Annotated in this window: 9 protein-coding genes and 1 pseudogene; 5 read left to right on the top strand and 5 right to left on the bottom strand. The window is 69.3% G+C overall.

Annotated elements, in window-relative coordinates:
- Positions 1-210 precede the first annotated feature (210 nt).
- Both OG496_RS44795 and OG496_RS44790 read left to right on the top strand, forming a co-directional pair.
- Positions 211-3,129 carry a glycoside hydrolase family 48 protein gene (locus tag OG496_RS44795; protein ID WP_405974931.1) on the top strand — a complete coding sequence of 973 codons (2,919 nt, stop codon included), beginning with the start codon at positions 211-213 and terminating at the stop codon, positions 3,127-3,129.
- A 208-nt stretch (positions 3,130-3,337) separates the two neighbouring features.
- The gene (locus tag OG496_RS44790; RefSeq protein ID WP_405974930.1) at positions 3,338-6,007 is read left to right on the top strand and encodes a cellulose binding domain-containing protein; all 2,670 of its coding nucleotides are present in this window, start codon (positions 3,338-3,340) and stop codon (positions 6,005-6,007) included.
- 46 nt (positions 6,008-6,053) lie between these two features.
- On the opposite strand, the pseudogene OG496_RS44785 reads toward OG496_RS44790, so the two are convergent.
- Both OG496_RS44785 and OG496_RS44780 read right to left on the bottom strand, forming a co-directional pair.
- Positions 6,054-7,885: pseudogene (locus OG496_RS44785) on the bottom strand (rhamnogalacturonan lyase).
- A gap of 95 nt (positions 7,886-7,980) precedes the next feature.
- Entirely contained in the window at positions 7,981-8,943 is a 963-nt protein-coding gene (locus OG496_RS44780; RefSeq protein ID WP_405974929.1) for a helix-turn-helix transcriptional regulator, read from the bottom strand.
- A gap of 39 nt (positions 8,944-8,982) precedes the next feature.
- Between OG496_RS44780 and OG496_RS44775 the strand changes: the two genes are divergently transcribed.
- Together OG496_RS44775 and OG496_RS44770 are read left to right on the top strand one after the other, a co-directional pair.
- Positions 8,983-9,462, top strand: a complete 480-nt coding sequence (locus OG496_RS44775; protein ID WP_399389407.1) for a hypothetical protein — start codon at positions 8,983-8,985, stop codon at positions 9,460-9,462.
- Positions 9,459-9,926 (top strand): hypothetical protein, encoded by a 468-nt coding sequence (locus OG496_RS44770; protein ID WP_405974928.1) that lies wholly within the window; start codon positions 9,459-9,461, stop codon positions 9,924-9,926. The genes OG496_RS44775 and OG496_RS44770 overlap by 4 nt, the downstream gene beginning before the upstream one ends.
- Here the strand turns inward: OG496_RS44770 and OG496_RS44765 are convergent.
- The 3 genes from OG496_RS44765 to OG496_RS44755 all read right to left on the bottom strand — a co-directional run bounded on the left by OG496_RS44765 (position 9,904) and on the right by OG496_RS44755 (position 12,160).
- Positions 9,904-10,653 (bottom strand): class I SAM-dependent methyltransferase, encoded by a 750-nt coding sequence (locus tag OG496_RS44765; RefSeq protein ID WP_405974927.1) that lies wholly within the window; start codon positions 10,651-10,653, stop codon positions 9,904-9,906. The genes OG496_RS44770 and OG496_RS44765 overlap by 23 nt on opposite strands.
- A gap of 54 nt (positions 10,654-10,707) precedes the next feature.
- Positions 10,708-11,013 (bottom strand): 4a-hydroxytetrahydrobiopterin dehydratase, encoded by a 306-nt coding sequence (locus tag OG496_RS44760; RefSeq protein WP_366493676.1) that lies wholly within the window; start codon positions 11,011-11,013, stop codon positions 10,708-10,710.
- A gap of 100 nt (positions 11,014-11,113) precedes the next feature.
- Positions 11,114-12,160, bottom strand: a complete 1,047-nt coding sequence (locus OG496_RS44755) for an ADP-ribosylglycohydrolase family protein (RefSeq protein ID WP_405976830.1) — start codon at positions 12,158-12,160, stop codon at positions 11,114-11,116.
- Positions 12,161-12,235: 75 nt separating this feature from the next.
- On the opposite strand from OG496_RS44755, the gene OG496_RS44750 reads away from it, so the two are divergent.
- On the top strand, positions 12,236-13,069 hold the full coding sequence (locus OG496_RS44750) for a helix-turn-helix domain-containing protein (protein WP_405974926.1): 834 nt from the start codon (positions 12,236-12,238) through the stop codon (positions 13,067-13,069).
- Positions 13,070-13,122: the final 53 nt, after the last annotated feature.

The raw sequence follows: 13,122 nt of genomic DNA, 5'->3' as shown, positions 1-13,122 counted from the left end.
CCAGGAAGGTAGCGCCAAGTGACGGTAAAGGACAGGGGAGTCACAGACTTTCGCTGACTTTCCCCCAACCCGCGTTCGTCGAATTTTTTCGACTCCGTAAGCACCTTGACGGCTCACACCCCCGTCCCCACGATGGGAGCGCTCCCACTGGTTCAAGGCTTGTTGCTGCTCCGCCCCCACCTTCTCCGAGCCGCAAGGAGGAACCAGCACATGCACCCCAGAAGGAGACGCCGCGTGACGCGGAGACTCTGGACCGCTGTCGTGGCGGCCCTCGCTCTTCCGGTCTCGATGCTGGCGACCGGCACAACTCCCGCTCAGGCGGCGACAGTTCAGTGCAGCGTGGACTACAAGACCAACGACTGGGGCTCCGGCTTCACCGCGGATCTGACCCTCACCAACCGGGGTACCGACGCGATCAACGGCTGGACCCTGACGTACAGCTACGCCGGCAACCAGAAGCTCAGCAACGGCTGGAACGGCACCTGGTCCCAGTCCGGCACCGCGGTCTCGGTGACGAACGCGTCGTACAACGGGACGATCGCCGCGGGCGCGGCCGTCTCGACCGGCGCGCAGTTCAGCTACAGCGGCACCAACACCGCGCCCACCTCGTTCGCGGTCAACGGCACCACCTGCGCCGGCGCGCACCAGCCGCCGATCACCGTGCTGACCAGCCCGAGCGCGGGCGCGATCTACACGCAGGGGGCGGCGATCCCGCTCGCGGCGACCGCAGCGGCGGCCGACAACGCGACGATCAGCAAGGTCGAGTTCTACGACAACACCACGCTGCTCGGCACGGACACGAGCTCGCCGTACTCTCTTTCGGCCTCTGGATTGACCGTGGGCAGTCATTCGCTGGTGGCGAAGGCCTACGACAGCCTGGGTGCGTCCGGAGAGTCGACGCCGGTCGGCATCACGGTCACCTCGGGACCCGCGGTGGTGGCCTCGCCGGCCCAACTCGGCGTCCAGCAGGGCAAGTCGGGCACGTACGCGGTGTCGCTGTCCACGCAGCCGTCGTCGAACGTGACGGTCACGACAGCTCGCGCGAGCGGCAACACGGGTCTGTCGGTCACGGGCGGTGCGTCGCTCACCTTCACGCCGTCGAACTGGAACACCGCGCAGACGGTGACCCTCACGGCCGACGCGTCGGGCACCGGTTCGGCGTCCTTCGAGTCGACGGCGACGGGGTTCACCAAGGCGACGGTCACGGTGACGGAGCTGGCGGCGGCGAACGCGTACGACGCCCGCTTCCTGGACCTCTACGGCAAGATCACCAACCCGGCGAACGGCTACTTCTCGCCCCAGGGCATCCCCTACCACTCGGTGGAGACCCTGATCGTCGAGGCGCCGGACCAGGGGCACGAGACCACGTCGGAGGCGTACAGCTATCTGCTGTGGCTGCAGGCGATGTACGGCAAGGTGACGGGCGACTGGTCGAAGTTCAACGGCGCCTGGGATCTCATGGAGAAGTACATGATCCCGACCCACGCCGACCAGCCGACCAACTCCTTCTACAACGCCTCGAAACCGGCGACCTACGCGCCCGAGCTGGACACCCCGAACGAGTATCCGGCGAAGCTCGACACCTCGGTGCCGGTGGGGTCGGATCCGATCGCCGGTGAACTGAAAACTGCATACGGTACGGACGATGTCTACGGTATGCACTGGCTGGAGGACGTCGACAACACCTACGGCTACGGCGACACGCCGGGCGGCGGGTGCGAGGCGGGGCCGACGGCGAGCGGGCCGTCGTACATCAACACCTTCCAGCGCGGAGCGCAGGAGTCGGTGTGGGAGACGGTGCCGCAGCCGACCTGCGACGCCTTCAAGTACGGGGGTACGAACGGATACTTGGACCTCTTCACCGGTGACTCCTCGTACGCCAAGCAGTGGAAGTACACCGACGCGCCGGACGCCGACGCGCGGGCCGTGCAGGCCGCGTACTGGGCCGACGTGTGGGCGAAGGAGCAGGGCAAGGGCTCCGACGTCTCCACGACCGTCGGCAAGGCGGCCAAGATGGGCGACTATCTGCGCTACGCCATGTACGACAAGTACTTCAAGAAAATCGGCAACTGCGTCGGACCGTCCACGTGCCCGGCCGGGACCGGCAAGGACGCCTCGGACTATCTGCTGTCCTGGTACTACGCGTGGGGCGGTGCGAACGACACCAGCGCGGGTTGGGCGTGGCGCATCGGGTCGAGCCATGTGCACGGGGGTTACCAAAACCCGTTGGCTGCCTACGCGTTGAGTTCGTACGCCGATCTCAAGCCCAAGTCCACTACGGGCGCGGCGGATTGGGGTACCTCGCTGTCGCGGCAGCTGGAGTTCTACCGCTGGCTGCAGTCGAGCGAGGGTGCCATCGCCGGTGGGGCGACGAACAGTTGGCAGGGGCGGTACGCGAGTCCGCCGGCCGGGACGTCGACGTTCTACGGCATGTACTACGACCAGCAGCCCGTCTATCACGACCCGCCGTCCAACCAGTGGTTCGGGTTCCAGGCGTGGTCGATGGAGCGGGTCGCCGAGTACTACCAGCAGACGGGGAACGCGAGCGCGAAGGCGGTTCTCGACAAGTGGGTGGCCTGGGCGCTGTCCAAGACCACGATCAATCCGGACGGTACGTATCTGATTCCCTCGACGTTGCAGTGGTCGGGGCAGCCGGACACGTGGAACGCGTCAAGTCCCGGGTCCAATGCGGGACTTCATGTCACCGTGGCCGACTACACCAATGACGTGGGTGTGGCTGCCGCGTATGCCAAGACGCTGACGTACTACGCCGCGAAGTCCGGTTCCGCGGCGGCGAAGACGACCGCGAAGGCGCTGCTCGACGGGATGTGGGGCAACTACCAGGACAGTCTGGGTGTCGCCGTTCCGGAGACCCGCGCGGACTACAACCGGTTCGACGACAGTGTGTATGTGCCGAGTGGGTGGAGCGGGACGATGCCGAACGGGGACGCGGTCAACTCCGCTTCTACGTTCGCCTCGTTGAGGTCCTTCTACAAGAACGACCCGGCGTGGTCGAAGATCCAGAGTTATCTGGCGGGTGGGGCTGCGCCTGTCTTCACGTATCACCGGTTCTGGGCTCAGGCGGATGTCGCCTTGGCCATGGGGTCGTATGCGGAGCTCCTTGAATAGTCCCCCGCGAGGCGCTCCGCGGGTTGGGCGGTTTGGAACAGTGCCGGTCCGCTGTGGCTGGTCGCGCAGTTCCCCGCGCCCCTGAAAGACAGGGCGTTGGACCGACCAAACGTCTCTCGCAGAGTGCCCGAGGTTCGGGCGGCCCCCACCCGCACTGGGGGTCGCCCGGCGCTCGTGCCTTGATCCCCCTTCACGAGAGGACTCCCTCGTGCGAAGAACCCGCATCCTCACCGCTGTACTGGCCCTCGCCGCCGGTCTGTTGGTGGGCAGTCCGTCCGCCCTTGCCGCGAACGTGGACGCACCGAAAGTGGCGGTCGCGGCCGACACGTACACATGGCACAACGCCCGGATCGACGGCGGGGGTTTCGTACCCGGCATCGTCTTCAACCGGAGCGAGAAGAACCTCGCCTACGCCCGTACCGACATCGGCGGCGCCTACCGCTCGCAGGAGTCGACGAAGACCTGGACGCCGTTGCTGGACTCGGTCGGATGGGACGACTGGGGGCACACCGGGGTGGTGAGTCTGGCGTCGGACTCCGTCGACCCGAACAAGGTGTACGCGGCTGTCGGTACGTACACGAACAGTTGGGATCCGACGAACGGGGCCGTGCTCAGGTCGAGTGACCGGGGCGGGAGTTGGCAGAAGACCGATCTGCCGTTCAAGCTCGGCGGGAACATGCCGGGACGCGGCATGGGTGAGCGGCTGGCCGTCGATCCCAACAAGGACAGCGTGCTGTATCTGGGTGCGCCGAGCGGGAAGGGGTTGTGGCGGTCCACCGACTCCGGGGTCACCTGGTCGCAGGTGACGAACTTCCCCAACGTCGGGAACTACGTACAGGATCCGACCGACACGAGCGGCTACGCCAACGACAACCAGGGCATCGTGTGGGTCACCTTCGACGAGTCGACGGGCACGGCCGGCAACGCGACCAAGACAATCTATGTCGGTGTCGCCGACCAGGCCAACGCCGTGTACCGGTCGACGGACGCGGGCGCGACCTGGAGCCGGGTGGCCGGGCAGCCCACCGGGTATCTGGCCCACAAGGGTGTACTGGATGCGGTCAACGGTTATCTGTACATCGCATACAGCGACAAGGGCGGGCCGTACGACGGCGGCAAGGGGCAGTTGTGGCGGTACGCGACCGCGACCGGCACGTGGACGGACATCAGCCCGGTCGCGGAGGCCGACACCTACTACGGGTTCAGCGGTCTGACCGTGGACCGGCAGCATCCCGGGACCGTGATGGCGACGGCGTACAGCTCCTGGTGGCCGGACACGCAGATCTTCCGCTCCACGGACAGCGGCGGCACCTGGACGAAGGCCTGGGACTACACGTCGTATCCCAGCCGTGCGAACCGCTACACCATGGACGTGTCGTCCTCGCCCTGGCTTACCTTCGGCGCAAACCCGTCGCCGCCCGAACAGGCCCCGAAACTCGGCTGGATGACCGAGTCGCTGGAGATCGACCCGTTCAATTCGAACCGCATGATGTACGGGACGGGGGCGACGCTCTACGGCACGGAGAACCTGACGAACTGGGAGAGCGGCGGCCAGTTCACCGTGCAGCCGATGGTACGGGGGCTGGAGGAGACGGCCGTGAACGACCTCGCCGCTCCCCCGTCCGGCGGGGCCCAACTCCTCAGCGCGCTGGGCGACATCGGCGGGTTCCGGCACACGGATCTGACCAAGGTCCCCTCGATGATGTTCACTTCGCCGACCTTCACGACGACCACGAGCCTCGACTTCGCGGAGACCAGCCCCAACACCGTTGTGCGGGTGGGCAATGTGGACTCGGGGGCGCACATCGCGTTCTCGACGGACAACGGCGCCAACTGGTTCGCGGGGACCGACCCTTCGGGTGTCAGCGGGGGCGGGACCGCCGCGGCGGCAGCTGACGGCAGTCGGTTCGTGTGGAGTCCGGCGGGTGCGGGTGTGCAGTACACGACGGGCTTCGGCTCGTCCTGGGCCGTGTCCGACGGTATCCCGGCGGGCGCGATCGTCGAGTCGGACCGGGTGGATGCGAAGACCTTCTACGGCTTCAAGTCCGGCCATTTCTACGTCAGTTCGGACGGCGGGGCGACCTTCACCACGTCGGCGGCAGCCGGCCTCCCCAGCGGTGACAGCGTGCGCTTCAAGGCGCTGCCCGGCGCGAAGGGGGACGTCTGGCTGGCGGGCGGGGCGAGCGACGGGGCGTACGGGCTGTGGCACTCCACGGACGGCGGCGCCACCTTCACCAAGCTCGCGAACGTCGACCAGGCCGACACCATCGGCTTCGGCAAGGCGGCGACCGGCGCCTCGTACCAGACGCTCTACACCAGCGCGAGGATCGGCGGCGTACGCGGCATCTTCCGCTCGACGGACAAGGGCGCGACCTGGACGCGGATCAACGACGATGCGCATCAATGGGGTTGGACGGGTGCGGCGATCACCGGTGACCCGAGGGTGTACGGCCGCGTGTACGTGTCGACGAACGGGCGCGGGGTCATCTACAGCGACTCCTCGGACGCCGGCGACGGAGGGAGCGGGGGCGGCGGCGGTACCGATCCGACACCGACGGGCGCCTGCACGGTGACGTACAAAATCACCAACCAGTGGGCGGGTGGCTTCCAGGCGGACGTCCAGCTGACGAACACCGGCTCAACCGCCTGGAACGGCTGGGCACTTGGCTGGTCCTTCGCCGACGGGCAGCAGATCGGCCAGCTGTGGAACGCCGACTGGACCCAGTCGGGTGCGGCGGTGACGGCGAAGAACGTGAGCTGGAACGGGACGGTGGCAGCGGGGTCTTCGGTGGGCTTCGGGTTCACGGGGAGCTGGTCGGGGGTGAACTCGAAGCCGGGCGCGTTCAAGGTGGGTGATCAGAGCTGCGCGGTGGCCTGAGCGCGGAGGGCGGCTGCGCGCACCTCGGCGCGCGCAGCCGCCTGTGTCACGGTGTGTATACCGTCGGGCGGGGCGCCGTCGTCATCCTGTCGCCGATGTAGAAGCTCGGGTGCGGCGGTTGGTTGTAGGCGGTGTTCTGCCAGGCCAGGGCCGTGCGGTACTGGGTGTCGTGGAGCAGGGTCGTGATCCTGGTGGTCGTCTCGTACGGGGTCGAGTAGATCCGTAGCGCCGTGTTGTCCGTGGTGGGCCAGACGGCCTCCTCGCGCCAGTCGCCGAGGATGTCTCCGGACAGGGACGGGGTCGCCTTGGTGCTGTTGTTGGAGTGGACGCCGGAGGCGGTCAGGAGGCGGGTGTCGGCGGTCGTGCCGTACTTGTCGATGTGGGTGGCGTCGAGGAGTTCGCGTACCGGGTCGCCGTCCCACCAGGAAAGGAAGTTGGTGCTGGAGGGCTTACGGCTCGCCACCACCGTGCCCTTCGGGTTGCGGACGCCGCTCTCCGCCGCCGACCAGGACTCGGCGCCCGCGCTGCCCGCCCAGATGTCCCCGGAGACACCGCGGCCGTTGTCGCCGTTGGCCGGTGTGGACCAGATGACCGCGCCGGTCTTCGCGTCCGCCATCCACGAGGACGGTTTCGACGCGTCCTCGTCGACCTTGAACTCCTCCAGGCCCGGGCGGGACGGGTCCAAGTCGCCTACGTGCAGGGCGTCTCCGTGGCCGTTCTTCGTGGTCCACAGGCCGGAGCCGTTGTCGTCGACGGCCATCGAGCCGTACACGATCTCGTCCTTGCCGTCCCCGTCGACGTCCGCGATCGCCAACTGGTGGTTGCCCTGGGCGTCGTAGCCCTTGCCGGTGTTGGTCGAGGAGTTGGTGTCGAAGGTCCAGCGGCGGGTGAAGGCGCCGTTCCGCCAGTCCCAGGCGGCGATCACCGTGCGCGTGTAGTAGCCGCGCGCCATGATCAGGGAGGGGCGGGAGCCGTCCAAGTAGGCGGTGCCGGCGAGGAATCGGTCGACGCGGTTGCCGTAGGAGTCGCCCCAGGAGGAGACCGTGCCGCGCGCCGGGACGTAGTCGACGGTGCCCATCGCCTTGCCGGTCGAGCCGTTGAACATGGTCAGGTACTCGGGGCCCGACAGCACGTAACCGCTCGAATTGCGGTAGTCCGCAGCCGAGTTGCCGATGACCGTGCCCGCTCCGTCGACCGTGCCGTCCGCCGTCTTCATGGCGACCTCGGCCTTGCCGTCGCCGTCGTAGTCGTAGACCTGGAACTGTGTGTAGTGCGCGCCCGAGCGGATGTTGCGGCCCAGGTCGATGCGCCACAGGCGGGTGCCGTCGAGGGTGATCCCGTCGAGGATCGTGTCGCCGGTGTAGCCGGACTGGGAGTTGTCCTTGGCGTTCGTGGGCTGCCACTTGAGGACGAAGTCGAGCCGGCCGTCGCCGTCGAGGTCGCCCACGGAGGCGTCGTTCGCCTCGTAGGTGTACGCGACGCCGTCGGGGGTCGTGCCGCCGGCGGGCGGGGTGATCGGGACGTCCTTGTAGCCGGTGCGGAACTGGACCGCGTGGACCGAGTCGGCCTGTTCCACACCGCCGACGATCGCGCGGACCGTGTAGTCGGCCTGGGCGGGCGCGCCGGCGTGGAAATAGTTCGTGGAGCCGCTGATCGGGGCCGAGTTGACCTTCGTACCGGCCGGTAGACGTCGAAGGACACGTCGTCGGGGTCGGTGCCGAGCCAGCGCCAACTGACCAGGTTGCCGCTGTCCGTGTGGACGCTGACGACGCCCCGGTCGAGGGCCTCGACCTGGCGGGCGGTGGCGGCCTGGGCGGTCCCGCCGGTGGTGAGTCCGGCGAGGATCAGGGCCGCGGCGGCGGTCAGTGCGGCGAACACGGCCCTTCGTCTGCGGTGTTGGTGCGTCGGGTGCACGTGCGGGTGCGGGTAGCTCACGTGGCGTACCTCCTGAGAGGACGGACGGGTTCCGTCCCTCAGTCGTCGCTGCCCGTGAGCAAGTTGCCGTATCTTTCGGCCAGTTGAGCCACGGTGCGCGCGATCCGGTCGCGCAGTTCCGGCGGTGCCAGGACCTCGATGTCGGTGCCCAGCCCCAGGAACTCGCCGTGCGCGTGCTCGACGGACTCGATCGGGACCGACATCAGGGTCCAACCGTCCGGCTCCGTACGGCCGTTGACGGGCACCGCACGGGCGAGTGTCACCCCCGGCGCCAGTCGGACCACCGCCTCGCCCCGGTACAGGCGGTCGTGGAAGTCCCGTTGGTGGGCCGTCCAGTAGGCGGCCAGGTCGAAGTCCTCCGGGCGGGTGAACTCCTCGTCGGAGGCGGAGGGGGTGAGTTCGAGGATCTGGTCGACGCGGAAGGTGCGCGGGCCGGGACCGGCGACGACGTACCAGCGGCCCGCCTTCAGCACGAGCCCGTACGGCTCCAGCCTGCGCTCCACGTCGGTCGGCTCACGCCAGCGACGGTAGATCGCATGCAGAACTCGGTTGTTCCATACGGCGTCGGCGACTGTATGCAAGAACGGTGTCTCGTCGGCGTCCGCGTACCAGCCCGGCGCGTCCAGGTGGAACCGGCCGCTGATCCGGTCGGCGTGCTCGCGCAATGCGGCCGGCAGGGCCGCGCGCACCTTCAGCTGGGCGGCGGCCAGGACCGGTCCAAGGCCCAGTTCGGCGGCCGGTCCCGGCGCTCCGGCGAGGAACAGGGCCTCGGCCTCGTCCGTGGTGAGGCCGGTCAGGCGGGTGCGGTAGCCGTCGAGGAGGCGGTAGCCGCCGGCGTGGCCCGCGTCGCCGTACAGCGGGACGCCCGCCGCGCTCAGTGCCTCGACGTCCCGGTAGACCGTGCGGACCGAGACCTCCAGGGCCTCGGCGAGCTGGGCGGCGGTCATCCGGCCGCGGGTCTGGAGCAGCAGGAGGATCGAGACGAGTCGGCTGGACTTCACTGACACAGGATGTCAGTGAAGTCGTCCTAGCGTCCTGCCATGCCCTTCACGGAGAAACTGCTGACCGTGCCACCGCCGATCGAGGTGGCCGGGCGGCACATCAAGCGCTACCACGTCACCGCCGACCCCGCGGGGATCGCACCCGAGGTGGAGAAGGCGGCGTACGCGATCCTGCCGGAGCTGCTGCCCGAGCCGGACGGCACTCCCTCTGCGACGTTCGTCGTGCTGCACCGGGGCGGTGACGACGGTGCCTATCTGAACGCGTACAGCTGGGTGTGGGACAACGTCCTGCACTTCCGGGGCGCGTCGGCGGGCCAGCCGGTGCTCGGCTGCCCGGACCTCGACCCGACCCACTTCGTCACTCCCGACCTGCCGTGGATCGGCTGTGTCTGGGAGCTGCCGCCGATCCTGCACGAACGGGACGCCTGGGTACGGCACGTGCTCGCGCCCGAAGTCCCGGACCTCGACGCCTACTTGGCCGACTCCCTGCCCGCCGGAACCACTGGAGACCGCACATGAGCAGCCCGCACGACTTCGACTTCTTCCACGGCGAGTGGGAGGTCGCGAACCGTCGGCTCACCGATTTCCTCCAACCCGGCAGCGGCTGGGAGGAGTTCGAGGGCGCCAGCCGTTGCTGGCCGCTCTTCGACGGCGCCGCGAACGTCGACGAGATCGACATGCCGTACGTGGACTCGAAGGGACTGACCCTGCGCCTCTTCAATCGGGAGACCGGACAGTGGTCGCTGAACTGGTCGTCGAGCGGCACCGGGAGGCTGTTCCCGCCGGTGATCGGGCGGTTCGAGGACGGCCGGGGCGAGTTCTACGGCGACGACACGCACGACGGGAAGGACGTGCGGGTGCGGTTCGTGTGGTCGGGGATCTCCGCGAGCGGCGCCCGTTGGGAGCAGGCGTTCTCGGTGGACGACGGGGCGAGCTGGGTGACCAACTGGACGATGGACTTCACCCGGCCGAAGGCTTCCTGAAAGCCAGGATCGTGAACTCGGGGTCCGCGCGCGGCCGTTCCTGGTCCGGGAGCGACTTCAGCTCGGCGGCGAACCGTTCGGTGAGCGGTTCGCCGGGTGGCAGCATGGTGAACCAGCCGCGTCGCAGGTCGGCGGTGGTGCTGCGGGGGCTGCGGCCCTGGCCGTGGCCCTGGAAGCGGGCGGTGCCCGCCGGGTGGAGGCCGTGCTCGGCGGCGTAGGTCCGGACGTGGTCGGGGCGGTCCTGGGCGGGGCGCCGGGGACGGGGTGCAAGGACGGCGTCGATGTCGCTGCCGACGTCGTGCGCGGCGGCCTTGTCGGCCGTCGTGATGTACACGCCGCCGGGTCGCAGTACCCGCGCGCACTCCGCGATGATCGCCCTGGCGTCCTCCGGGCCGTCCACCAGGTGCAGCAGCCATACCGTCGTGACCGCGTCGAACACCCCGTCCGGGAAGGGGAGTTGGCGGCTGTCCGCGAGGAGGACCGCGCCGGGGAGCCGCGCTGCCGCCGTACGGGCCATGGCGGGTGCGGCGTCGAGGCCCGTCACCCGTAGGCCGGGGCGGGCCCCCGCTAGGCGGCGGGTGACGATGCCGGTGCCGCAGGCCACGTCCAGGAGGTTTCGCGCTTTCTCCGGGACGAGGCCCAGAACCGCTTCGGCGGCTGCGGCGGCGCGGGGCTCACCGCCGCGGGTCGCGTCGTACGCGTCGGCTTCCTTGTCGTAGTCGAGCACGCGCTTCTGCCCTGCCTCTCCCCGTCGCTCCCTGTCTCTCCTCTTCGCCTCCGGTCAGCCCGCGCCGTGTCCCGGGGCCAAGTCCTCGACCCTGCGGGCGAGTTGGAAGTCCAGGTCGGTGATCGCGCCGCCGACGCTGTGGGTGTTCACGGCGAGGGTGACGGTGTTGTAGCCGAGGGTCAGATCGGAGTGGTGGTCGAGTTCCTCCTGGACCTGGGCGATGTGGACGACCATCGCGGTGGCCGCGAAGTGGGAGGCGAGGCGGTACGCGCGAGTGAGGCGGTCGGTGTCCACGGACCAGCCGGGGAGTTCCGCGAGGCGGTCCTCGATCTCCTTCTGCGACAGCGGGACGACGGGCATGGCCGCACTCCTTCCTCAAGGTCGGGTTTCTCTTCAGCGTGCCACAGGCCGCGGGTCCCAGGCAGGTGGTCGCGTCCCTGGTCAGACGGGTGCCCGGAGGTCAGCCCGGTACGCATTCCGCCGCGAGGTCGTCGGCGAGGGCGGCGATCGCGGCGCGGCCCTCGACCTGCTGGACCCAGCTGTGCGGCAGGCCGTGGTCGCCGTACCGCGCGCCGAGGAGGTTGCCGCAGATGGAGCCGGTGGAGTCGCTGTCGCCGGAGTGGTTGACGGCGAGGAGCAGCGCGGCCTGCACGTCGCTCGCCACCAGCGCGCTGTAGACGCCGATGGCCAGGGCCTCCTCCGCGACCCAGCCCGCGCCGAGCGACTCGACCTTCTCAGCGGTGGGCGAGCCCTCGGCGGCGAGGTCGAGGGCCGCGCGCAGGGCGGTCGAGGTCTCCTCGTGGGCCGGGTGGCGCTCCAGGAGTCGTAGCGCGCGCAGGACCGAACCCTCCAGGGACTCCCCGCTGACCAGGTGCGCGACGATCGCGGCGAGGGCGCCCGCCGCGTAGTAGCCGGTGGGGTGGCCGTGGGTGATCTGAGCGCCGCGGGCCGCCATCGCGAAGGCTCCGTCGGCGGTGTTGGCCAGGCCGAAGGGGGCCGAGCGCATCACCGTGCCGCAGCCCTTGGAGTCGGGGTTGACGCGGCCGGGCGTGCCGTCGAGCGGGAGCCACGGGTCGGGCGCGTACATCTGGGCGACTCCGGACAGGCAGGCGTTGCCGGGGGCGCGGCGGGAGTACAGCCAGGACTCGGAGAGGAGACCGGACGTGACGCTGTCGCCCGGGGCCGGCTTAGACTGGGTCTCCAGCCAGCGTTCGTACGCCTCGCGCAGCAGCATGGACCAGGCGCCGCCGATCCCCTTCTTCCGCTCCCGCGCGTGAGCCGTGATGAGCGCCTCGACGGTGAACAGGGTCATCTGGGTGTCGTCGCTGATCAGGCCTACGGCGCCGTGCGCGCCGGGCGCGTACCCGGTCACGCCGCGCTGCCCGTGGCTCGCGCGGATGCGGTCGAGGGAGGTGAACTCGATCGGGTAGCCGAGGGCGTCGCCGACCGCGCCGCCGAGGAGGCAGCCGCGGACTCTGGCCCGGTACATCGCCGTGGCCTCCCCCATGGAGTTCCCGGCGTCCTGCCCGGACGGGATCCTCGACTCGTTCACGTGCGCTCTCCTTCGACTACGGTCGTGTGTATGACCATTGTCCCGACCCGCACCGACATCGCTGCCGCCGCCCCGGCCGGCAAGGGTGTCGGCCCGTTGCTGCGTGCCTGGCGGGAGCGGCGGCGGGTCAGTCAGCTGGAGCTGGCGTTGCGCGCCGACTCCTCGGCGCGGCACATCAGCTTCGTCGAGACGGGGCGGTCCCGGCCGAGCGAGGAGATGGTGCTGCGCCTCGCCGAGCACCTGGACGTGCCGGTGCGGGACCGCAACTCCCTTCTCCTGGCGGCCGGTTACGCCCCGCACTACCCGGAGACCCCGCTGGACGACCCGGCGTTGGACGCGTTGCGCGAGGGTCTTGAGCGGCTGATTCAGGGCTACGAGCCGTACCCGGCGCTGGTGGTCGACGCCGGCTACACCGTCGTCGCGGCGAACCGGGGCATCACCATGCTCCTGGACGGCGTACCGGAGTCCCTGCTCCAACCCCCGCTCAACGCCATGCGGTTGACGCTCCACCCGCAGGGGTTGGCACCGCGCATCCGCAATCTGGGTGAGTGGCGCGGGCATCTCCTCGCGCAGATGGAACGGCAGATCGCCCTGCACCGCTCCGAGCCGCTGCGCGCGCTGTACGAGGAGGTCGCGGCGTACCCGGCGCCCGGGACGGCCGACAGGGAAGACGAACAACCGGCGCCCGTTCCGCACTTCGCGCTCCCGATGCGGATCGAGCACGACGGCCGGGTGCTGTCCTTCGTCTCCTCGATCTCCACGTTCAACACACCCATGGACGTGACGGTCTCGGAGCTGGCGATCGAGACCTTCCTCCCGGCCGATCCGGCGACGGCCAAGTACCTGCACGCGCTGGGGGACTGACGAGTGATCACCTCCGAACCGCTGAGACAATGGCCGGAACATGGCACACTGCC

It is taken from the genome of Streptomyces sp. NBC_00988 (assembly GCF_045162645.1).
Classification (GTDB): Bacteria; Actinomycetota; Actinomycetes; order Streptomycetales; family Streptomycetaceae; genus Streptomyces.
Note: the sequence above shows the minus strand (reverse complement) of the source record. Positions and strands in the feature narration are given on the sequence as shown.

Bases quoted from the DNA above. Each gene is read 5' to 3' on its own strand.
- OG496_RS44795 (WP_405974931.1), top strand. From the start codon at position 211: ATGCACCCCAGAAGGAGACGCCGCGTGACGCGGAGACTCTGGACCGCT.
- OG496_RS44775 (WP_399389407.1), top strand. From the start codon at position 8,983: ATGCCCTTCACGGAGAAACTGCTGACCGTGCCACCGCCGATCGAGGTG.
- OG496_RS44770 (WP_405974928.1), top strand. From the start codon at position 9,459: ATGAGCAGCCCGCACGACTTCGACTTCTTCCACGGCGAGTGGGAGGTC.
- OG496_RS44760 (WP_366493676.1), bottom strand. From the start codon at position 11,013: ATGCCCGTCGTCCCGCTGTCGCAGAAGGAGATCGAGGACCGCCTCGCG.
- OG496_RS44755 (WP_405976830.1), bottom strand. From the start codon at position 12,160: ATGGGGGAGGCCACGGCGATGTACCGGGCCAGAGTCCGCGGCTGCCTC.
- OG496_RS44750 (WP_405974926.1), top strand. From the start codon at position 12,236: ATGACCATTGTCCCGACCCGCACCGACATCGCTGCCGCCGCCCCGGCC.